Genomic DNA, 21,787 nt, shown 5'->3' on the forward strand with positions numbered 1-21,787 from the left:
TTGGCGATCATTTGAGGATAAAAAATCTGCATAAACATAAAAAGCAGGTGGTTTTGTCTCATGCGCAAACTGGACCGTACCGATATCGGCATTTTGAACAGCCTTCAGGAGAACGCCCGTATCACCAACGCCGACCTCGCACGCTCGGTCAACCTGTCGCCGACGCCGTGCTTCAATCGGGTCAAGGCGATGGAGGAATTAGGGCTGATTCGCGAGCAAGTGACGCTGCTGGATGCCGACCTGCTGGGGCTGCACGTGAACGTGTTCATTCATGTCAGCCTGGAGAAACAGGTGGAGGAGGCGTTGCAGCATTTTGAGGAAGCGATCTCGGATCGCCCGGAAGTGATGGAGTGCTACTTGATGGCGGGGGACCCGGACTATTTGATCCGGGTGCTGGTGCCGACCATTCAGTCGCTGGAACGCTTCATGATGGACTTCCTGACCAAAGTCCCTGGCGTCGCCAACATCCGCTCGAGCTTTGCGCTCAAGCAAGTGCGCTACAAAACCGCGCTGCCATTGCCCGCCAATGGCCTGACCCTCAACAACTAAACGAAACCCTCTGTAGCAGCTGTCGAGCACCGCGAGGCAGCGTTCGGCGGCGAAGCCGTCGCAAACCCGGTAACCGAGTTTCTTCAGATTCACCGCAGACGCAGCCTCGCGCTGCTCGACAGCTGCTACGGGTTACGTGTTCGATCGTCCCCATGCGAGGGAACGATCGAGCGTTAGAGTTTATTCAGGGGGATTTTCAGGTACACGACGCCGTTATCCTCCGCCGGCGGCAAATTCCCCGCCCGCACATTCACCTGGATCGCCGGCAGCAACAACGTCGGCATGCCCAGCCCGGCATCACGCTGGGTTCGCATGGCGACGAACGCCGTTTCATCGATGCCGTCATGAACGTGGATGTTGCTTTTGCGCTGCTCGCCCACCGTGGTCATGCAGCGGGATTCGCGGCCTTCGGGCGGATAGTCGTGGCAGACGTACAGCCGGACGCTGGCGGGGAAGGCCAGCAGTTTGTGGATCGAGGCGAACATCTGGTGGGCGTTGCCGCCGGGGAAATCGCAACGGGCGGTGCCGACGTCGGGCATGAACAAGGTGTCGCCCACCAGGATCACATCGCCGTCGATCAAATAAGCCATGTCTGCCGGTGTGTGGCCGGGCACATGCAGGGCGGTGGCTTTGAGGTGGCCGATCATGAACGATTCGTCCGGCGCGAACAGATGGTCGAATTGCGAACCGTCGCTGCGAAATTCCGGCTCAAGGTTGAACAGGGTCTTGAACACACCCTGAACCTTGCTGATCGACTGGCCGATGGCAATTTTGCCACCCAGCTCCCGGCGCAGATAAGGCGCGGCGGACAGGTGATCGGCATGGGCGTGGGTTTCCAGCAGCCATTGCACCTGCAACTGATGGTCGCGCACGAAGGCGATGATCTTGTCGGCTTGCGTGGTAGCGGTGCGCCCGGCGGCGGGGTCGTAGTCGAGCACCGGATCGACGATGGCGCATTGACCGCCAACCTGTTCGTAAATCACGTAGCTGTAGGTCGACGAGGCAGGGTCTAAAAAAGCTTCAATCAAGGCAGGCATGGTGGCCGTTTCTTTCAGGATAAGCCATGAGGGTAGTGTCATTTTCCCTGCGCTGACCAGCCCCGCGTTAATTGATGAAGGAAAAAATCCGCACGGGCTCTATCCTGTCAGGCATCGATACCGGGCGTTCCCGGCTTTTTTTCGCGGATCACGAGTGTTTTATGTTGCTGGCCAGTTTTTTTGGAGTGGTGATGGGCCTGGTCCTTGGATTGACTGGGGCCGGTGGCGGCATTCTGGCGGTGCCGGCCCTGGTGCTGGGACTGGGTTTGACCATGACCCAGGCCGCGCCGGTGGCCTTGTTTGCGGTGGGCAGTGCAGCGGCGGTCGGGGCCATTGATGGTTTGCGCCATGGCCTGGTGCGCTATCGCGCGGCGTTGCTGATTGCACTGCTGGGGGCGGTTTTTTCGCCGGTCGGTATCTACTTCGCCCATCAGCTGCCGGAAAAAATCCTGATGATCCTGTTCAGTCTGCTGATGGTCATGGTGGCCTGGCGGATGCTGCGTCGCGAGCGTCAGGAAGAAGGCCCGAGCGACCATGGCCACGCCAACTGGGGCCAGAAAAACTGCATGCTCGATCAGCAGACCGGGCGTTTTTCCTGGACCGCCAAATGCACCGCGACCCTCGCGGCGCTGGGCGCAGTGACCGGTGTTGTCTCTGGGCTGCTCGGGGTTGGCGGCGGCTTCTTGATCGTCCCGGCCTTCAAGCAACTGACCGATGTGCAGATGCGCGGCATTGTCGCCACGTCCTTGATGGTGATCAGCCTGATTTCGGCCATTGGCGTGATCGGCGCGTTTCATGCCGGGGTCAGAATTGACGCATTGGGTGGGGCGTTCATCGTCGCCAGCGTGGTCGGCATGATTGTTGGCCGAAAGCTCTGCGCGCGCGTTCCGGCCCGAGCGCTGCAAGTCGGCTTCGCCAGCGTGTGTGTTGTGGTCGCCGCTTACATGCTGTTCCGGGCGGGCGTCTAGGAAGTACCGGTTCCTGTGGCCACCCGTCTGCCGGACAGGCGTACATCCTAAGTTCCGGGTCCTGGCGCGACCCGGTCTTACACCGAATTTGCCGCGCTTGACCTGCCACTCCAAAGCACTTCAAAACCGCCCCCAAGGCAGCGTATGCCGCCGCCGGTCACCTTTCGATAATCGCCTCCGACATCCAGTCCCCCGCTGCGGAGCGCGTCATGCCCAACAATAAGAACTTCAAGCATCGTTACTTGCCTGCCTTCATCGCCAGCCTGTCGACCCTCGGTTTGAGCTCAATGGCCGAGGCCGAGATCGTGCTGTACGACAAGGACCAGACCACGTTCTCTACCGACGGCTACATCAACGCCTTCTACGTGAACAGCGATGTGGACCGTGCCGGCGACCAGTACGACCGGAAACAGGCGCGGGTGAAAATGGGCTATCTGCCCAACTACCTGGGTTTCAACATGGGCAAACAGGTCGATGACCTGAAGCTCGGTGCGCGAGCGTCGTTCTGGGTGACCATCAACGACAGCCAGACCAACGGCACCGACACCGCCATCGATGTGCGGCAGTTCTACGGCACCGTGGCCAATCCGGAGTGGGGCGAAGTGCTGATCGGCAAGGACTTCGGCCTGTTCGCCCGCTCCAACATTTTGCTTGATGAAATGCTCGCCGGTTACGGTCAGGTCAGCGATACCCTGGGGTTGGTGGACGGTGGCGGCGTGTCGTTCGGCAATATCGGCACGGGTTATCCGTACCCGTTCCCGACCTCGCAGATCACCTATCGCACCCCGGTGATGGAGGGGTTGCGGGTGGCCGTGGGGATTCTCGATCCGGTCGACACCAACGACAGCAGCCCGTTGGGCAAGGCCTATCAGGAGAACCCGCGTACCGAGAGCGAGGTCACCTATCAGTTCGACGTTGCCGGCGCGAAGATTTACAGCTGGGTCAACGGCAGCTACCAGACCTCGGACAATACCGACTCCACCGTGCAGTCCGTCACTTCCAAAGGCGTCGGCTATGGCGTGCAGGCGAAGATGGGCGGGTTATCGCTGACCGGCTCCGGTTTTCAGGCAAAAGGCATCAATCCGTTCTTCACCAACAACGCCGGCGAACCGACCCTGCGTAACGTCGACAGCGACGGTTACCTGCTACAAGGCTCGTACAAACTGGGCAAGAACCGGCTGGCCTTGTCATATGGCAAGACCAACGATGACGGCAACGGCGTGGTCGGCAGCGGCGCGGATTATGAGACGCGCGGGATTGCGCTGTTCCATGACGTCAACGATAACCTCAAGCTCGTGGCCGAGTACAACCAGTTCGAAATCAACGGCCACGACACCAGCGCCCAGAACGAAGACACCGACACCTTTGCGGTGGGGGCGGTGTTGAACTGGTAACGGCTTGACAGAGATGACCTGTGGCGAGGGGACTTGTCCCCGTTGGGTCGCGAAGCGGCCCCCTTCGGTTGCGCATCGACCGCAGGGGGCCTGCTACGCAGTCCAACGGGGACAAGTCCCCTCGCCACAAGGGTTCGAACGTCACACTGAACTCATCCCATCGAAGCGCCTGACCGCTACCCAAGTAGCATACGTCGCAGCCCGCAAGCTTCGTACACTCGAGCCTCATACACGCGCACCTGCGGGGGGCGACCATGCAGCAGGTCCAGAGTGAAGGAGTGGTCAGCGGCATGTCCCAGGCCATGGATGCCCAACAAGTCGCTCAGGAGCTCGCGCGGCAGTTATTGCACCCGCACCTGGGCTTCGTGCTGTTCTTCTGTTCCGCCGAGTACGACTTGCAGGCGCTGGGCCAGGCCTTGCAACAGAGCTTCGGCGGCATTCGCCTGGTGGGTTGCACCAGCGCCGGGGAAATCACGCCGCTGGGTTACGGTCGCAACTGCGTGACGGCGGTGGGATTCGACCATCGGCATTTCTCCATCGACGCCGAACTGATCTGCGAGATGGAGCGCTTCAGCCTGATCGATGCCCAGCAAATGGTCGAACGCCTGGTCAGTGGCTGTCGCAGCAACACCCTGGCGCCGATCAAGGGCAACAGCTTTGCCCTGACCTTGCTCGATGGTCTGTCCAGCCGTGAAGAGATGGTCCTCGCGGCGCTAAGCGCGGCGTTGGGCGATATCCCGCATTTCGGCGGTTCGGCCGGCGACGACAATTACCTGACCCACACCCACGTCTATTTCGGCGGCGAGTTTCACAGCGGCGCGGCGGTGGTGGTGCTGGTCAATACCTGGCTGGATTTCGAGGTGTTCACCACTCACCACATCTTGCCGAGGGCGGAAAAACTGGTGGTCACCGGGGCTGACAGCGCCTCGCGCCGGGTCTTTGAACTCAACGCCGAACCCGCCGCCGAGGAGTACGCCCGGCACATCGGCGTGCCGGTGGCCGAGCTCGACCACCGGGTCTTCGCCGCGCACCCGTTGGCCGTGCGGATCAACGATCAGTATTACGTGCGGGCGATCCAGCAAGTGCATCCGGACCTTAGTCTGAGTTTTTACTGCGCCGTGGAAAACGGCATCGTCCTCACCGTCATGACCCCCGGCCCGATGCTGCCGAACCTGCAAACCTTGTTTGAAGGCTTGCAAGAGCGACTTGGCGATCTGCTGCTGACCATCGGCTGCGACTGCTTTCTCAGGCGTCTGGAGCTGGAAGACGGCGGCGGCCTGGAGCAAATCGGAACATTTCTGCGTGACCAACGGGTGATGGGTTTCAACACCTACGGAGAACAGTTCAATGGCATGCACATCAACCAGACCTTCACCGGGGTTGCCATTGCCCGAGGCCGGTCCCCTGGACATCGTTGAATTGCAGGCGCAGCTCGCCAGTCTGCGCCACGACAACCACAAACTGCAGCGCATCAACAGTGCGCTGATCGAACGGATCGAATCCGGCATTACCCGCGGCAACGACCCGTACGCGGCCTTCCAGCATTCGGTGGTGCTGGCCGAACAAGTGCGTGAGCGCACCGATGCCTTGAACCAGGCCATGGCCGAACTCAAGTCGGGCAATCACTTGCTCAGCGAAGCGCGCCTGCGGGCCGAGACGGCGCATCAGCATTTGATCGATGCGATCGAAAGCATTTCCGACGCCTTTGTGCTGTTCGATGCCGAGCAGCGCATCGTCTTGTTCAACAGCCGCTTCAAGGCGTTCTGGGGTAACAGCCGGGTGCGGATCAACGCCGGCATGCGCCTGGCCGAGGTCAAGCGCCTGATGAGTTCCACCGGTTTGTTCACTGAAGAACCGCGCGGGCATGCCGACGAAAACCTGATCTATCGCCTGCAGAACGGCCGCTGGTTGCAGGTCAGCGAACGGCCGACCCAGGAAGGTGGGCGGGTGATCCTGTTCACTGACATTACCGACGTCAAACTCAGCGAAACCGTGCGCCGCGAGCAGGCGGTGGCGCAGAAATCCCACTTGTTGCAACGGGCGGTCGATAACCTGTCCCAAGGCGTGGCCATGGTCAATGCCGAAGGCATCCTGGAGCTGTGGAATCGCCGTTTCCTCGAGCTCAGCGGACTGGCCCCGGTGGCGGCCCATCGGCCGTTTGCCGAAGTGATCGCCGACAGCGAATTGAACCTGCTGACCCCAGCGAGTCGCGATGCCAACGGGCGGCCCGTGCAGGAATGCGAGCAGCGTCTTTACGATGGTCGGGTGCTGGAAATCCGCACCCATCCGTTGCCTACCGGCGGTTTCGTCAACACGTTCACTGACATTACCGAACGCTACCAACACGCCGAAGCACTGAGCGAAAGCGAGCGCTGGATTCGCCTGATCACCGACCATGTGCCGGCGCTGATCGCCTACCTCAATGCCGATCTGGTCTATGAGTTCACCAACAAAGTCTACGAAGAATGGTACTGCTGGCCTCGCGGCGTGATGCTTGGGCAGAGCCTGCGCGAGGTCCACAGCGAGCAGCATTACCAGCGCCTCGAAGCCTACGTGGCCCGGGCCCTGGCCGGTGAGAGCGTGACGTTCGAGTTCGCCGAAACCAACATCAACAATCAGGAACGCTACATGCTGCGTTCCTACGTACCCAATCGCCTGGCCACCGGGGAAGTGGTGGGGATCTTTGTGTTGATCCGCGACATCACCGAACGTCGTCGCACGGCCGAGGCGCTGCACCAGGCCTATCAGAATCTCGAGTTGCGGGTGCGCGAACGCACCACCGAACTGACCACCCTCAACGACCAATTGCTGCGGGAAATCGATGAGCGTCGGCGCGTGGAGTCGCGTTTGCGCGAGGCCAAACTCGAGGCCGAGCAGGCCAACCTGTCCAAGACCAAGTTTCTCGCCGCCGTGAGTCACGACCTGCTGCAACCGCTCAACGCGGCGCGACTGTTTACCAGCGCTTTGCTGGAACGCCGCGAGCCGGTGGCCAATGCGATTCTGGTGCGCAATGTCAGCAATTCCCTGGAAGATGTGGAAAACCTGTTGTGCACGCTGGTGGATATTTCCAAACTCGATGCGGGAGTGATAAAGGCCGACATTGCACCGTTCGCCTTGAGCGAACTGCTGGAAAACCTCGCCGCCGAGTACACCCAGGTGGCCCGCAGTGAAGGGCTTGAGCTGCATTTCATCCCGTGTTCGGCGTTAGTGCGCAGCGACATCCAGTTGCTGGCGCGGATCCTGCGCAATCTGCTGAGCAACGCCATTCGCTACACCTACAGCGGTCGGGTGGTACTCGGGTGTCGGCGTCATCATCAGCGATTGACGATCGAGGTCTGGGACAGCGGCATGGGCATTGCCGAAAATCGGCTGGAAGAGATTTTCCAGGAATTCAAGCGCGGCGATGTGCAGCGCCCGGATCAGGACCGTGGGTTGGGTCTGGGGCTGGCGATTGTCGAGAAGATTGCCGGGATTCTCGGTCACCGGATTCACGTGCGTTCGTGGCCGGGCAAGGGCTCGATGTTTTCCGTCGAAGTGCCGTTGAGCGCCACCGCCCCGACGGCGCAACCGGCGCTGCTGATGAGTGAGCCGATGCTGGAGCGTCTGCGCGGTGCGCGGGTGTGGGTGCTGGATAACGACGCGGCGATCTGCGCGGGCATGCGCACGTTGCTGGAAGGGTGGGGATGTCGAGTGGTGACGGCGCTGTCGGAGCAAGACCTGGCGCGGCAGGTGGACAACTATCATGAAGAAGCCGACTTGCTGATCGCCGACTATCACTTGGATGACGATCAGAACGGCGTCGATGCCGTCGCCCGGATCAACGCCCGGCGCGGTTCAGCGATCCCGGCGATGATGATTACTGCCAACTACAGCAATGAGCTCAAGCAGCAGATTCGTGAGTTGGGGCATACGTTGATGCACAAGCCTGTACGGCCGATGAAGCTGAAGACGGCGATGAGTCATTTGCTCGGCCGGCCCTGAATTTTCTGGTGACTGTGCTGGCCTCTTCGCGAGCAAGCCCGCTCCCACATTGGATCTGTGACGTACACAAATTCTGTGTTCACTGAAGATCAAATGTAGGAGCGGGCTTGCTCGCGAAGGGCGCGACGCGGTCTTCCAGACAACCCTCAACGCCGCAGATAAGACCCGAAATCAATATCCCCGGCACTCAAAATTGCCTGCACCCGGTTGTGCACGTTGAGTTTGCGCAGGATCGCCGAGACATGCGCCTTGACCGTGGTTTCGGCGATTTCCAGGGTGTAGGCGATCTGCTTGTTCGATTCGCCCTTGGTCATCCGTTCGAGCACCAGCAATTGCTTGCGGGTCAGGGCCTGGAGCAGTTCCGGCGGGAAGCTCGGGTTGTCATTCATGCGCCGGTGGGTGCCGCATTTTTGTGTGCGGATGATGTCCGGCGGCAAGTACACGTTGCCATTGAGAATCTGCTGGATGGCTTCGGTCATTTGCACCCGGGGCGAGGATTTGGTGATGAAACCCACCGCGCCATAGGTGATGGCTTGCAGCACGATCTGCTTGTCCTGCTCGGCCGAAACGATCACCACCGGAATGGTCGGCGCTTCGTTGCGCAGGTTGATCAGGCCATTGAGGCCGTGCATGCCGGGCATGTTCAGGTCGAGCAGGATCAGGTCCAGGTCGTCGTGTTCCTGAGTCAGCAGCAGGGCGCTGTCGAGGTCGGCGGTTTCCATGACCTCGCTGCCGGGAAAACCATCGCTGATGACGTTATGAATGGCTTCGCGAAACAGCGGGTGATCGTCGGCAATCAGAATTTTGTACATAGCCTTTCACCTCATTATTTTCATTATGGTGTGGCAACAACACTCACGCGTAAAGCTCAGGGGAAGGGCTCGGGCTGGGCGGGCGTCACGGGCAGATTGGCTGCCTGCCAGGCGTCCAGGCCGTCGCGATACCAATACAGTGTCTTATAGCCCATGGCGGCGGCGCGTTTGACGGCATTCCAGCTCAGCCAGCAGTCGGAGCGGCAGTAGAAGACCAGCGGTTGCGCCAGGTTTCCTGCGGTCAATGTGTTCAGGTTACGCGCAAAATAGCCCTGCCAGTCAGCTGTCAGGTCGCCGTCGCCGGTATTGGCCAGCCAATGGCTGCCGGGCAGGTTCTCGTGGGGCTGGTCTTCGATGAAACGGCCTTGAAGCCATTGGCGACGATAGACGTCGATCAGCACCGGGCGCGGTGTCTGGGTGAGCAGGGTTTGCAGGGCGGCGGTGTCGATGATGGCCGCGCCTTGCAGCTGATTCGGGGTCGGGCTGCGGTAGAGGTTGATGCGATAGCCGTCGGCGGAAAACAGCGGTGTCTCGGCGTGCGCGGCGCCCAGCAACAGGCTCAGCGACAGTGCAGCAAGGGAAGGGCACAACAGACGACGTTGGGCACGCGGCATGGGGGTTCAATCCTTATAGTTATGAACCCATTACATGCCAGTCTCGGTGCATTGGGAATGCGACGATAGACAGGAAAACCAGTACTAAAGTAGTAATTTCACCCTGTCTGTCCAACACAAATCCTGTGGGAGCGGGCTTGCTCGCGAAAGCGGTGTGTCAGGCAACATTTTTGTCGACTGGACAGCCGCCTTCGCGAGCAAGCCCGCTCCCACTGGGGGATTTGTGTTGTTAGCTGGTTTTGCGCAGGGCGGCGTGTTGTGGGTTGAAGGTGAGTACGGCCAGCAGGGCGAATACCAGGGTCAGCCCCACGCACACTGCCAGCGCCAGCGGATTGAAGCGCTCATACAAGGCAAACCGCACCAGCTCCACTGCGTGGGTAAACGGGTTCAATGCGCACAGCCAGTACAACCACTCGCTGGACTCGCGCATTTTCCACAGCGGATACAACGCCGATGACATGAAAAACAGCGGGAAGATCACGAAATTCATCACCCCGGCAAAGTTCTCCAATTGGCGGATCGCATTGGACAGCAGCAGACCCAAGGCGCTGAGCATCAACGCCACCAGTAGCAACGCCGGCAAGGCGATCAGCAACCCCATGGCCGGCGGCTGCACGCCATACACCCAGGCAATCGCCAGGAAGGCATACACCTGCAACAACGAAATCAGCGACGTGGCCAACAACTTGCTGCACAGCAGGAAGGTCCGGGGCAGGGGGCTGGTCAGCAGCACGCGCATGCTGCCCATCTCCCGGTCGTAGACCATCGACAACGAACCCTGCATGCCGTTGAACAACAGGATCATGCAGGCCAGCCCCGGGATGATGTACACCTCATAGGGAATGTAGGTGTCGTAGGGCTCGATGATCGCGATCCCGAGTGCCGCACGAAAACCGGCGGCGAAGACCAGCAACCACAACAACGGCCGCACCAGCGCACTGAGAAACCGCGTGCGTTGCAGCACAAAACGCAGCCATTCACGCAGCACGATGCCGCTGAAGCATTGCCAATAAGCATTCATCGGGCGGCTCCTGAGGTGGTCAGGCGGGAGAAGGCCGAACCGAGGTCGCCGCCATGTTCCTGGCTCAAGGCATCGGCCTGCCCACTGGCGACCAAACGGCCCTGATGAAGAATCAGCAAGTCATCGCTCGGCTGCACTTCATCGAGCAAATGGGTGGTCCAGAGCACGCTGAGCTGCTGCTCACGGCACAGGCCGCGGATGTGTTGATTGAGCGCCAGCCGGCTGGCAGGGTCGAGGCCTACACTGGCCTCGTCGAGCAACAACAACCGTGGCTCATGCAACAAGGCACGGGCGATTTCCACCCGGCGGCGGTGACCGCCATTGAGTTCACGCACCCGCTCGCGACGGCGTTCGGTCAGCGCCTGACGCGCGAGTTCGGCGTCGACCCGGATGCCGGTCTGACGCCGGGACATGCCATGCAGCGCGGCGTGATAACGCAGGTTCTGCTCGACGCTGAGGTCCAGGTCCAGCGTGCTTTGCTGAAACACCACGCCCAATTGCTTGAGCGCCGGACGCGCCGCATTGCGCAGCGAACAACCGCCGACTCGGATGTCTCCGCGCTGCACGTCATAAAGCCGGGTCAACAACGCAATCAGCGTGGATTTACCCGCACCATTCGGCCCTAGCAGCGCCGCGAAACGTCCTGGCGCCAGGCTGAAATTCACCTGCCGCAAGGCCTCCCGGGCACCATAGGCGAAGCTCAGCTCGCTGACTTCCAGTGCGTTCATGGCGTCACCACCACGCCCCACGGATAGCGCCCGACCTTCACCGATTTGGTCACCTTGAGGTTGTCGACATCAATCACCGACACATCGCCGCTGACGCCGTTGGTGGCCAGCAGTTGCTTCTGATCCGGGGTAAACGACATCTGCCACACGCGGCGGCCCACCAGCAGGTAATCGAGAATTTCGAAGGTCTTGGCATCAATCACCGCCACATGATTGGCCGGCCCGAGCGCGACGAAACCGTACTTGCCGTCGGCGCTGAGCTTGATGCCCACCGGCTGGACCTTGTCCGGGTGCACGCCCTTGATCTGGAAGGTCAGGGTCTTGAGGACCTGCCGGGTCGCGACGTCGAGGATGGTCACCGTGCCGCCGATCTCCGCCGAGGCCCAGAGCTTGGAACCATCAGGGGCGAACTCGACGAAACGCGGCCGCTGATCCACCAAGGTGCTGTCGGCCAGGGTCTGGGTGCTGGTGTCGATCCAGTGCAGCATGTTCGTGGTTTCGCTGGTGTTCACCGCCCACTTGCCGTCGGGGCTGACGGCCATGCCTTCGGGTTCGACGCCGACGCTGATCTGGCTCAGCACCTTGGAGGTTTCGGTGTCGATCACGGTGACCAGCGCATCGTCTTCGTTGGAGACGTAGAGCCAGCGATTGTTAGGGTGCAGGGCGAACTGCTCGGGGTCTTTGCCCGAGGGCAGTTCCTTGATGATCTTGCGCGTGGCGACGTCCATCACTTGGACCCGGTCCGAGTCGCTGGCGCAGATGTACAGCAGCTTGTTGTCGTGGGACAGCAACAAACCCCGCGGACGCTGGCCGACGGGCAGGGTGTCAGTGACTTGCAGGGTTTGCAGGTCGATCAGGCTCAGGCTGTTGTCTTTTTCGTTGGAGACCCAGGCGGTGCTGGCCGCGGCGTGCCCGGCGGCGAGCAGCAAAGCGCAAGAGAGCAGGGTGCGGCGCATGGTGGATTCCTTTTTTGTTTTGGTTTTTTTGGAAAGTTGGATCAGGGAAAGCGGCAGCTGACCTCGGGCTTGTCGTAGCCGAGGCTGTCCATCTCGTTGAAGGGGTGCAGGAAACCGTCCTGCGGTGACGTGCTGACCAGCGCCCGGGGCTGGACGATGGGAATCGGTTGGCGCAACTGACCGTTCCACGGCCGATAGCTGAGCTTGCGACCCTTGAAACCGTCCAGCGGCAATTGATCGCTGATTTCCAGCGCACGGATCGCCATCGGATCAACCTTTCGCAATTTGCTCACCGCGCTGGCGATGCTGCGCACGGCAATCCATGCCGCGAAATCGCGGTCATTCATCCAGCGCCCGGCCAGGGCTTCGAAGCGTTTCTGCAATTGCGCGGCGCCGTAGGTTTCCACGGTTTTGTGCCATCCCACCGGGGTCAGGCCTTGGGTGCCGGCGACCGGCCGTGGGTACCAGGTCTGGTAAGGCACGTACTCGCCGAAGTCACCGCGCTCATCCGCCACCAGCACCACGTCGTACTCGGCGGTCTGGGTGAACAGCGGCATGTCGGCCTGGGCGCTGCGACGCTGGTCGTTGTCGAAGCTCCAGGCTTTTTCCGCCACCAGTTTTAAACCGAAGCGTTTGGCGGCGCGGCGCAGGGCGGCGGCGTAAGCCTGATCGTCCGGGGTCGGGCCGACGATCAGCAGCGCCCGCTGCCATTTGCGCACCACCAGAAATTGCGCCAGCGCATCGGCGAGCATCGCCCGGCTCGGCAGGCTGTGCAGCACGTTCGGCAGGCAGTCGGTGGTGCGCAGGCTGTCATCCGGGCTGCCGGCGTTAAACAGCAGACTGTCGGGCAGCACGGCGCTGAGTCTACGCAGACTCTCGACCGGTGCATTCACCACAAACAGGCGCAGACCTTGCGCATGCTGGGCCTTGGCCGCTGCGATCAGGGCGTCCGCGCTGTCGGCGTTGACGCTGACAAGGCTGTAACTCTGGTTGAGAAAACGCCCGGTGCTGTTGCTGTCGGTGATCGCCAGTTCGGCGCCGCGAAGTCCGGCATCGACCGGTTCGGGAATCACGTTCGACAGCAACGGGCCGGGGTCAGGTCGAAAGCCCAGGTAGCCGATTTGCACCTGCAATGGCGCATCGGCCGCCTGGCTCTGGGTCGCCAGCCCGGCGGCGCAGGCAATCGCCAGCAGGTAGATCAAGGCGTAAGGGGCAAGCTGGCGCATTTCGGCACTCCATTACAGGTAGCGCCAGCATAGGAAGCCTGCGAGGCAGAATGAAATATGCAGAAAGTACCAGTCAGGCAGTACCAAGGTAGTAGCTCGCCCGGGACGGCGCGGTTTTAGCATGGGCAATAACGGCCATCACACAGGAGGAGATCGACCATGCGAATTCTCAAAGCGTTGCTCCTGCCGTTGCTGTTGATCCTGACCCTGATCGGCGTCGACAAGCTGCACGGCCCGCGTCCGGCGCCGGTGCTGGTCTTGCCCGCAACACCGGGGCGCTAAGCGTGTCGGCCCTGTGGCGGATCAACTTTTGGGTCTGCGGATTTTTCGCCCTGGTCACCCTGGCCTGCATGGGTTTGCTGGTGCACCAGGCCCTGGCGGACGTGGAGCGTGAGCTGCAATCCGCCGAGGCGGTGGTCGAATATTTGAGCGAATCCGCCGAGCGTGATCCCGCCAGTTTGCAGCCACGGTTGACCGGTAGCCTGCGGCATGTGCGGGTGCGCTGGCTGGCACCCGGCGAAGCGGCACGGCTGCCGGTTCAGGACGGGCTCGATGGGTGGCTCGGGCGTCTGTTGTTCGCCGAAGCCCGGCACAGTGCGCGGGTCCTGGATTTGCGCGATGGCCGGCGCGTACAGATCGCAGTCGATCCCCGGGATGAGATCGACGAAGTCTGGGATTCATTGCAGCAATTACTGGGCCTGTGTGGCCTCGCCTTGATCTTGAGTCTGCTCACCATCCGCTGGGCTGTACGCCGAGGCATGGGTTTGCTCGATGAATTGCTGCGCGCGTTGCAGCAAGTCTCGGGTGGCCAGCTCAAGGTGCGATTGCGCGCGGAAGGCGTACCGGAGGCGCGGCAACTGGCGGTGCATTTCAATCGCATGACCGAGGCGTTGGAGCAGGCCCGCGCCGACAATACGCATCTGACCCGGACGCTGTTGGCGGTGCAGGAACAGGAGCGCACTCATCTGGCGCAGACCCTGCACGATGATCTCGGCCAGTACCTGGCAGGGATTCGCGCCCAGGCCTGTCTGTTGCGGCTGGTGACTGATCAACCCGTGGTGGTGGAACGCACGGTGCTCGAGCTGGAACACAATTGCGAACACTTGCAGCAGGGCTTTCGGGCGCTGGTGCATGACCTCTATCCGGTGGTGCTGCAACACCTGCCGCTGGCGGAAGCCCTCGGCTTGCTGGTGGAGCAATGGCAGGCGCGCCAGGGCATCGATTGCCAGTTGCGGGTCAGCGCGCAGTTGCCGGCGTTGTCCGCGTCGAACAAAACCCATCTCTATCGCCTGTTGCAGGAGTCGCTGACCAATATCGCCCGGCACGCCGACGCGACTCAGGTTCGGGTTCGCCTGCAACACCGCGGCGGGCATCTGCGTTTGTTGATTCGCGATAACGGACGCGGCGCAGCGCAGCCACAGCGGCCCGGCGTCGGTTTGTATTCGATGTTCGAACGCGCCCGCAGCCTCGGCGGCGAATTGCGGATCATCAGCCACCCCGGCGCGGGTTGGGCGCTGGCCTTGAGCATGCCTTTGGAGGCGACATGAATATTCTGCTGGTCGATGACCATGCGGTGGTCCGTCAGGGCTATGCGAGTTTGTTGCGGGCATTGTTGCCGGCGATGGAGGTGCGTGAAGCGGCCACGGGGGAGGAGGCGCTGACGCGGGTTCAGGAAGCCGTGCCGAACCTGGTGATCATGGATTTCGGTTTGCCGGGGATCAGCGGGCTGGAAACCACCCGGCGTTTGCGTCAACGATTGCCGCAACTGAGGGTACTGTTTTTCAGCATGCACGATGAGTTGCCGCTGGTGCGCCAGGCACTGGATGCCGGGGCTTCGGGGTATTTGACCAAAAGCTCGGCGCCGCAAGTGCTGATCGAGGCGGTGCAACGGATCCTCGCCGGCCACGCCTACATCGAACAACCGCTGGCCACCCAACTGGCGTGCCACCCGCAACAGGACGCCAGCGACCCACGGTTGCAGAGCATGACCCAGCGCGAACTGGAGATTTTCGTGATGCTCGCCAAAGGCACCCCGGCACGCTTGATTGCCGAGCAGTTGAGCATCAGCAGCAAAACCGTCTCCAACCACCTGACCTTGCTCAAGAGCAAATTGCAGGTCACGTCTCACACTGAGCTGGTGCATTTGGGGATTGATATGGGGGTGGTGCGGGTCGCCAGCTGACTCGGTAGCCCGGGCAACAAATTTCTAATGTGGGAGCGGGCTTGCTCGCGAAGAGGGCCTCACATCCAACATTAATGTCGACTGATACTCCGCCTTCGCGAGCAAGCCCGCTCCCACAGGGGTTTGTGTGCATTCAGTTCATTTGTTCCAAGTCGTCGGGCAACCGGTGCAGCCTTCCATATTGGCATCCTGAAAATTCGCATAGTGCTGCCGTGAACCGCTGAGGTTGGCCTGCTCCAGATTGCTTTCGCCCAACTTGGCTTCTTGCAGGTTGGCATCGCTGAGATTGGCGCCCTTGAGATCTGCCTTGCTCAACCAGGTCATCTCCAAATCGGCAGCCCGCAGATTGGCGTTGTGCAATTTCGCACCGGAGAGGCGGGCGAATTGCAGGAAGGCGCCGCTGAGGTTGGCGTCCTGGAATTGCGCGCCTTGGGCAAACATTCCCCAACCCTGGATCGCCATCAACGTCGCACCGGTGAAATCGGCCAGGCGCAAGTTGCTCTGTTGCAGGCTGGCGCGGGTCAGGTTGGCGCCTTGCAGTTGCGCTTTTTCCAGGTTGGCGAGGTCGAGTCGGGCGTGACGCAGGTCGGCATCGCGCAGGTCGGCGCCGCTGAGGTTCATGTTGCGCAGGTCCTGATTGCTCAGGTTGGCGCCTTTGAGATTGGCGCCGGGGCATTGGCTTTGATCGGCGATGGTGCAGCCGTTGATGATGAGTGGGGAGTCGTCGTCGGCGAAAACCGGAAGGGCGGCGAGCAATAGCAGTAGAGGCAGATATTTCATGGCAAGTCCTCGAAAGGTGGAGGGCAGCTGGATACACACAAAATCTGTGGCTAACTGAGTTCCTGTGGCGAGGGGGTTTACCCCCGTTCGGCTGCGAAGCAGTCGTTAATCCAGGCAACTCGGTCTCCCTGGAGAATGCAGGGGGCCGCTTCGCGACCCAACGGGGGTAAACCCCCTCGCCACAGAAAGCGGCCTGAACACAGGCAAGCCCCCTGTGAGCACAGGGGGCGAGCAGATTACTTCTGCGCAGTCTTGTTGTCCCAACTCGGAATCTTGAACACCCAGAACGACCCGCCCTGAGCCACCGGTTTGGTCAATTCAGCCATATCACCGCCCCACAACGGCACCGCGCCGCCATAACCGACGGTCACGCCGACGTACTGCTCGCCATCCTGTTCCCAGGTGATCGGCGGCGAGACGATGCCGCTGCCGGTCTGGAACTTCCACAGCTGCGCGCCGGTTTTTGCGTCGAAGGCCTTGAGGAAGCCGTCGCCGGTACCGGTAAACACCAGGTTGCCTTTGGTGGCCAATACGCCGGCCCACAGCGGCAGCGCTTCCTTGTGCTCCCAAATCACTTTGCCGGTGGTCGGGTTCATGGCGCGCAGGGAGCCGACGTGATCGTCGTACATGCGCTTGATGCGGAAACCCATGCCCAGATAGGCCGAGCCTTTCTTGTAGTTGACCTCTTCGGTCCAGTATTCCTCTTTCCACTGGTTGCCCGGGATGTAGAACAGCCCGGTGTCCTGGCTGTACGCCATCGGGTTCCAGTTCTTGCCACCGAGGAACGGCGGCGACACTTCCACCGACTTGCCCTTGGTCTCGCCCGGCAGCGGTTTGGCTGGACGCTGGCCCGGGTTTTCCACCGGTTTGCCGGTCTTCAAGTCGATGTGGCTGGCCCAGGTGATGTTGTCGACGAAAGGGAACGCGTTCTGCAATTTGCCGTTGTTTCGGTCCACCACGTAGAAGAAACCGTTGCGGTCCGCATGGCCGGTGGCCTTAACCGTTTTGCCGTCCTTGTCCTTGTAATCGAACAGCACCAGCTCGTTATTGCCGGAGAAATCCCAGGCATCGTTCGGCGTGTGCTGGTAGAACCATTTCACCTCACCGGTGCTCGGGTCGACGCCGACCTGGCCGGAGGTGTAGAGGCTGTCGTAGTCGTGGGGATTGCCGTCCTTGGACGTGCGCGCCCAGGTATTCCACGGGCCAGGGTTGCCGGCGCCGACGATGATGGTGTTGGTTTCCGGATCGAAACTCGCGCTCTGCCAAGGGGCACCGCCGCCGTGGCTCCAGGCTTCGACCTTGCCGGTTTCGGTGGTCGGATCATCCGGCCAGGACGGCGCCTTGACGTCGCCGGTGGTGGTGCTGTCCTTGCCGTTCAAGCGACCCATGTGGCCTTCGACGAAGGGCCGCATCCAGACTTCTTCACCGGTGTCCGGATCACGAGCAAACAACTGACCCACCACGCCGAATTCATCGCCGGAACTGCCGTGAATCAGCAGCACCTTGCCGGTGGTCTTGTCTTTGATCAGCACCGGGGCGCCGGTCATGGTGTAGCCGGCGGCATGGTCGCCGAACTTCTTGTTCCACACCACTTTGCCGGTGTTCTTGTCCAGGGCGACCAGGCGGGCGTCGAGGGTGCCAAAGTAGATCTTGTCGCCAAAGATCGCCGCGCCGCGATTGACCACGTCGCAGCACGGACGAATGTTGTCCGGCAGGCGATGGTTGTAGGTCCACAGGCGTTTGCCGGTCTTGGCGTCCAGGGCGAATACCCGCGAGTACGAACCGGTGACGTAGACCACGCCGTCGCTGACGATGGCCTGGGATTCCTGGCCACGCTGCTTTTCATCGCCGAACGAGTAGGACCAGGCCGGCGTCAGTTTGAACACGTTCTTGTCGTTGACCTGGGCCAACGGGCTCCAGCGCTGGGCGTTGGTGCCCATGCCGTATTGCAGCACGTCCTTGGTGGTCAGGTGATCATTGGCAATGTCTTCCCATGTCACGTTGCGGGTGGGCGTGGCGGGAGCCGTCGCGGCATGGCTTGCAGAACTCAGCGACAGGCTGCTCACCAGCAGAAAAGCCTGCACGGCGAGGGTCAAAGGGGAAAGGGCGGGTAGCGATCTTATTGTCATGGTTGCAGTTCCCAGTGGAGGTTTTGGCCTGCACAGGGTGGTGCGCCCAGCGTGGTGGCGGATACGGAAAAAGTCCCGCTGTTGCCGGGAAAACTTCCCGTGCGGCACCTGAATTGGGTGTGCGCCACAAGCCCTACTACCAAGGGACTAGACGGCGGCCACCAAAGCAGCATGGGGATTGTGCGAAGCCCGTACCAAGATGGGTGCCATAGCCTCTTCAAAGAGGTTTTGCGTGCAATCTTGAGGGCATAACAATGACAACAAAACGCAACGCCTTGCTCGTTGCCGGACTGCTGGCCGGTTTTATCAGTGCAGGCTCCGTCTGGGCCCATGGCAACGTGGTACCTCAGGCCATAGAAACCAAGGGACTGACCCCGATCAAGGACGCCGGCTTGCAGGTGGATGCCGATGGTTGGGCGGCGGTGAACCCGTATCGCACCTCCCCGGAACACGATAAGGCTGTGGAAATCGGCTCTTCGGCCTACAACCAGAACTGTGCGGCCTGTCATGGCCTGGAAGCCAAGTCCGGCGGCATCGCCCCCGATCTGCGCATGCTCGATGTGGGCGAAGCGGGAGATGAATGGTTTGTCGAACGGGTGCGCAACGGAGCCGTGCGCGATGGCCGGGTGTACATGCCGAAGATGGCTGATTACCTGAGTCAGGAAGCCTTGTGGGCCGTGCGCACTTACCTGGACAGCGTTCACGTCGAGGAGTAATCCATGCGCCTGCTCGCTGTGTTGATCAGCGCCGTGTTGCTGTGCTGCCAGGTCGTGCAGGCGCAGGTCCGTACCTATGACGAAATGATCGCCGCCGGGGAGCTGAAAGTGGCGGTCTACAAAGACTTCGCCCCCTACAGTTTTGAAGACGCCGGCCAGCCCCGCGGGGTGGATGTCGAGCTCGCCGCAGCCTTGGCCAAAGCGCTGGGTGTGCGCCTGACGTTGATCTGGGCGCCCGCCGGCGAGAAGCTCGATGACGACCTGCGCGATTACATCTGGCGGGCCAGTCAGTTGCACGATCTGCAACTGGCCGACCTGATGATGCGCGTGCCATACGACCGCGATTACGCGCAAAAACGCAACGAAGTGGGTGAGCTGGAAAACGGCCATGTGGTGATGTTCGGCCCGTACCAGAACGAACAATGGCAAGTCGCCTATGACCGTCGCCGTCTGGAATCGGTGGGCAGCGTCGCCGTGTTCGAGCACCACCCGATCGGCGTCGAAGTCGACAGCGTGCCGTCGTTCTACCTGACCTCGGTGTTCAGCGGCATGCTTGCCGGCAAGACTCACCACTATCCCGGCGTGCCCCAAGCGTTTGCGGCGATGAAGGCCGGCGAAGTCGACGCGGTCATGGCCATGCGTGGTGAGATCGACTGGCAGGTTCACGAAGCAGCAGACCCGCAAGTGGCGCTGGCGGAAAACGCCTACCCGAACATGGGCAAGCAGCTCTGGGAGATCGGCATGGCGGTGCACGAAAGCAACCGTCAACTGGCCTATGCCGTGGAAGAGGCGCTGGAGGTGTTGATCCGCGAGGGTGCGGTCAAAACCATTTATGGCCATTACGGCCTGCGCTATGACGTGCCAGAGATGTATCAACAGTGAACTGGCGAGCGAGTTGCCTGTTGCTCTGCTGGCTACCCTTGGCCGCGCATGCTGGCGCCGTCGAGCCGGGCAAAGACCCGGTGCCGTCGGTGATGTGGGCGTTCTATCACAAGCAGATGCTCGGCGATGCACCGTTCATTTTCGATGACCGGGTGAAGCTGCTGGCACCGCCGTTTGCCGAAGACGCCCGGCAAGTGCCACTGGAAATCGACGCCCGTGCGTTCAAAGGCGAGGTGGTGAAAATCCTCGCCTGGGCGGAACTCAATCCCTTGCCGAAGATCGTTGATTTCCAACCGGTCGACCGCGTCCTGCCGTGGCTGTCGATCCGCATTCGTATCGAGCAGGCCACGCCGTTGCGCGCGGCAGTGCTGACCCGTGATGGGCTCTGGCATGTCGGCTCTACGTTGATCGATGCGGCGGGCGGCGGATGCACGGCGCCGAGTGTGGTGCGCACCCAGCCAGGCTGGGAAGACCACATCGGCGAAGTGCTGGGCGGTCGTTATCCCCGTGGCGAATTCAGCCGTGTGCGCCTGCAAGTGGCGCATCCGATGGACAACGGCATGGTCAGCGGCATCCCGGAATTTTTCATCAACCATGCCGAACTGCGCGACCAAAACGATCAGTTGCTGGCTCGTCTTGAACTGTTTCCCGCCGTCAGCGAGAACCCCAACCTGGCCTTCGACATCGAAGGGGCAGGGCAGACGCGCCTGTTGCTGCGCGACAACAGCGGCAATCAATTCGATGCGGCCATACCCTGACCCCAAGGAGCGCGTGATGCGCTGGATGCTGCTGTTGTTTTTGAGCCTGAGCCTGCCGGCCCTGGCGGACCTTGACTATGAACTCAAGCCCCGACAGATCGCCGAAGACACTTGGCTGCTGGAAGGCAGCACCGACAATTTCGCCAAGGCCAACGGCGGCAACATCGTCAATACCGCGTTCATCGTCACCGAACGCGGGGTGGTGGTGATCGATACCGGGCCGTCGAAACGCTATGGCGAAGCGATGCGCAAAGCCATTGCCGCGACCACCGACAAACCGGTGATCGAGGTGCTGCTGACCCATCACCATCCCGACCATGTGTTGGGTAACCAGGCCTTCAGCGACGTGCCGATCGGCGCGCTGCCCGGCACCACCGAGCTGCTGCATCAGCAGGGCGACGCCATGGCCGAGAACATGTATCGGCTGGTGGGCGACTGGATGCGTGGCACCGAGGTGGTGTTGCCGACGCGGACGCTGGCACCCGCCGTCCTCAGTTTTGGGAATCATGATCTGCGCCTGCTGAGCCTGGGTGGGCACACCGGCGCGGATCTGGCTATTCTCGACCAGCAAACCGGCGTGCTGTTTGCCGGGGACCTGGTGTTTTACCAACGGGCGCTGACCACGCCCAACAGCCCGGGGCTGTCGGTGTGGCTGGCGGACATCGCCACGCTGCAAGGCTTGCCGTGGACGCTGATCGTGCCCGGCCATGGGCCGGTGGCGACGGACACGAAACCGTTCGAGCAAATGCGCGACTACCTCGGCTGGCTCGATCAGCTGATGCGAGAGGGTGCAGCCAATGGCAGCGACATGGGCGAGATGATCCGCAGTTCCATACCTGAACGGTTCGCGGCGATCAGCCTGAGCCGCTATGAACTGATCCGCAGCGTCAGTCATCTCTATCCTCGCTACGAGCGCGCGCAAATGACCCGTGTCGATTCCACTGCAAAAAAATGAACAACACAGATCCAATGTGGGAGTGAGCCTGCTCGCGATGAGGCCCTCACATTCACCATTGATGTCGTCTGACACACCGCCATCGCGAGCAGGCTCGCT

The 21,787-nt window shown here is 61.3% G+C and carries 21 protein-coding genes; 12 read left to right on the top strand and 9 right to left on the bottom strand.

The window, feature by feature from the left end:
* The first annotated feature begins 60 nt into the window (after window positions 1-60).
* Window positions 61-549: a Bkd operon transcriptional regulator BkdR gene (gene bkdR / locus ACA053_RS12525; RefSeq protein WP_008005367.1), complete on the top strand. Its 489-nt coding sequence runs from the start codon at window positions 61-63 to the stop codon at window positions 547-549.
* A gap of 173 nt (window positions 550-722) precedes the next feature.
* Here the strand turns inward: bkdR and ACA053_RS12530 are convergent, their stop codons facing one another.
* Window positions 723-1,586 carry an MBL fold metallo-hydrolase gene (locus ACA053_RS12530; protein ID WP_497395734.1) on the bottom strand — a complete coding sequence of 288 codons (864 nt, stop codon included), beginning with the start codon at window positions 1,584-1,586 and terminating at the stop codon, window positions 723-725.
* Between the two features lie 161 nt (window positions 1,587-1,747).
* Here ACA053_RS12530 and ACA053_RS12535 point away from each other — a divergent pair, with 161 nt between their 5' ends.
* The 4 genes from ACA053_RS12535 to nahK all read left to right on the top strand — a co-directional run bounded on the left by ACA053_RS12535 (window position 1,748) and on the right by nahK (window position 7,929).
* On the top strand, window positions 1,748-2,554 hold the full coding sequence (locus tag ACA053_RS12535; RefSeq protein WP_497395736.1) for a sulfite exporter TauE/SafE family protein: 807 nt from the start codon (window positions 1,748-1,750) through the stop codon (window positions 2,552-2,554).
* A 209-nt stretch (window positions 2,555-2,763) separates the two neighbouring features.
* Window positions 2,764-3,948 (top strand): porin, encoded by a 1,185-nt coding sequence (locus tag ACA053_RS12540; RefSeq protein ID WP_497395738.1) that lies wholly within the window; start codon window positions 2,764-2,766, stop codon window positions 3,946-3,948.
* 254 nt (window positions 3,949-4,202) lie between these two features.
* The gene (nosP, locus tag ACA053_RS12545; RefSeq protein ID WP_497395740.1) at window positions 4,203-5,366 is read left to right on the top strand and encodes a nitric oxide-sensing protein NosP; all 1,164 of its coding nucleotides are present in this window, start codon (window positions 4,203-4,205) and stop codon (window positions 5,364-5,366) included.
* A complete protein-coding gene (gene nahK, locus ACA053_RS12550) occupies window positions 5,335-7,929 on the top strand; it encodes a hybrid sensor histidine kinase/response regulator NahK/ErcS' (protein ID WP_497396155.1) in 2,595 nt (864 codons plus the stop codon). Before nosP ends, nahK begins: the two co-directional genes overlap by 32 nt.
* Before the next feature lie 146 nt (window positions 7,930-8,075).
* On the opposite strand, the gene ACA053_RS12555 is transcribed toward nahK, so the two are convergent.
* From ACA053_RS12555 to ACA053_RS12580, 6 genes are all read right to left on the bottom strand, one after another.
* The gene (locus ACA053_RS12555; RefSeq protein ID WP_094471953.1) at window positions 8,076-8,741 is read right to left on the bottom strand and encodes a response regulator transcription factor; all 666 of its coding nucleotides are present in this window, start codon (window positions 8,739-8,741) and stop codon (window positions 8,076-8,078) included.
* Window positions 8,742-8,797: 56 nt separating this feature from the next.
* The gene (locus ACA053_RS12560; protein ID WP_497395742.1) at window positions 8,798-9,355 is read right to left on the bottom strand and encodes a PQQ-dependent catabolism-associated CXXCW motif protein; all 558 of its coding nucleotides are present in this window, start codon (window positions 9,353-9,355) and stop codon (window positions 8,798-8,800) included.
* A gap of 229 nt (window positions 9,356-9,584) precedes the next feature.
* Window positions 9,585-10,376 (bottom strand): ABC transporter permease, encoded by a 792-nt coding sequence (locus ACA053_RS12565; protein ID WP_109630233.1) that lies wholly within the window; start codon window positions 10,374-10,376, stop codon window positions 9,585-9,587.
* Window positions 10,373-11,104, bottom strand: coding sequence for an ABC transporter ATP-binding protein (locus ACA053_RS12570; protein WP_497395744.1), 732 nt, complete (start codon window positions 11,102-11,104; stop codon window positions 10,373-10,375). The genes ACA053_RS12565 and ACA053_RS12570 overlap by 4 nt, the downstream gene beginning before the upstream one ends.
* The gene (locus tag ACA053_RS12575) at window positions 11,101-12,060 is read right to left on the bottom strand and encodes a YVTN family beta-propeller repeat protein (protein ID WP_497395746.1); all 960 of its coding nucleotides are present in this window, start codon (window positions 12,058-12,060) and stop codon (window positions 11,101-11,103) included. The genes ACA053_RS12570 and ACA053_RS12575 overlap by 4 nt, the downstream gene beginning before the upstream one ends.
* 41 nt (window positions 12,061-12,101) lie before the next feature.
* A complete protein-coding gene (locus ACA053_RS12580; protein WP_497317554.1) occupies window positions 12,102-13,286 on the bottom strand; it encodes an ABC transporter substrate-binding protein in 1,185 nt (394 codons plus the stop codon).
* A gap of 159 nt (window positions 13,287-13,445) precedes the next feature.
* Here ACA053_RS12580 and ACA053_RS12585 point away from each other — a divergent pair, with 159 nt between their 5' ends.
* From ACA053_RS12585 to ACA053_RS12595, 3 genes are read left to right on the top strand one after another with little or no spacing between them, the layout of a single operon-like run.
* Window positions 13,446-13,568: a hypothetical protein gene (locus ACA053_RS12585; protein WP_497395748.1), complete on the top strand. Its 123-nt coding sequence runs from the start codon at window positions 13,446-13,448 to the stop codon at window positions 13,566-13,568.
* A gap of 2 nt (window positions 13,569-13,570) precedes the next feature.
* A complete protein-coding gene (locus ACA053_RS12590) occupies window positions 13,571-14,833 on the top strand; it encodes a sensor histidine kinase (RefSeq protein ID WP_497395750.1) in 1,263 nt (420 codons plus the stop codon).
* A complete protein-coding gene (locus tag ACA053_RS12595) occupies window positions 14,830-15,468 on the top strand; it encodes a response regulator (RefSeq protein WP_497317558.1) in 639 nt (212 codons plus the stop codon). The genes ACA053_RS12590 and ACA053_RS12595 overlap by 4 nt, the downstream gene beginning before the upstream one ends.
* A 138-nt stretch (window positions 15,469-15,606) precedes the next feature.
* Here ACA053_RS12595 and ACA053_RS12600 read toward each other — a convergent pair whose 3' ends face one another.
* Together ACA053_RS12600 and exaA are read right to left on the bottom strand one after the other, a co-directional pair.
* Entirely contained in the window at window positions 15,607-16,248 is a 642-nt protein-coding gene (locus ACA053_RS12600; protein ID WP_497317560.1) for a pentapeptide repeat-containing protein, read from the bottom strand.
* A gap of 236 nt (window positions 16,249-16,484) precedes the next feature.
* Entirely contained in the window at window positions 16,485-18,377 is a 1,893-nt protein-coding gene (gene exaA / locus ACA053_RS12605; RefSeq protein WP_497317562.1) for a quinoprotein ethanol dehydrogenase, read from the bottom strand.
* A gap of 254 nt (window positions 18,378-18,631) precedes the next feature.
* On the opposite strand from exaA, the gene pedF reads away from it, so the two are divergent.
* Genes pedF through ACA053_RS12625 form a run of 4 tightly spaced genes read left to right on the top strand, consistent with a single transcriptional unit; the run spans window position 18,632 to window position 21,688 of the window.
* Window positions 18,632-19,093 carry a cytochrome c-550 PedF gene (pedF, locus tag ACA053_RS12610; protein ID WP_497317564.1) on the top strand — a complete coding sequence of 154 codons (462 nt, stop codon included), beginning with the start codon at window positions 18,632-18,634 and terminating at the stop codon, window positions 19,091-19,093.
* Window positions 19,094-19,096: 3 nt separating this feature from the next.
* Window positions 19,097-19,975, top strand: coding sequence for a substrate-binding periplasmic protein (locus tag ACA053_RS12615; protein ID WP_497395752.1), 879 nt, complete (start codon window positions 19,097-19,099; stop codon window positions 19,973-19,975).
* Window positions 19,972-20,733, top strand: a complete 762-nt coding sequence (locus ACA053_RS12620; RefSeq protein ID WP_497395754.1) for a quinoprotein dehydrogenase-associated SoxYZ-like carrier — start codon at window positions 19,972-19,974, stop codon at window positions 20,731-20,733. The genes ACA053_RS12615 and ACA053_RS12620 overlap by 4 nt, the downstream gene beginning before the upstream one ends.
* A gap of 16 nt (window positions 20,734-20,749) precedes the next feature.
* Entirely contained in the window at window positions 20,750-21,688 is a 939-nt protein-coding gene (locus ACA053_RS12625; RefSeq protein WP_497395756.1) for a quinoprotein relay system zinc metallohydrolase 1, read from the top strand.
* Window positions 21,689-21,787 lie beyond the last annotated feature (99 nt).

The organism is Pseudomonas sp. LBUM1672, from assembly GCF_059695655.1.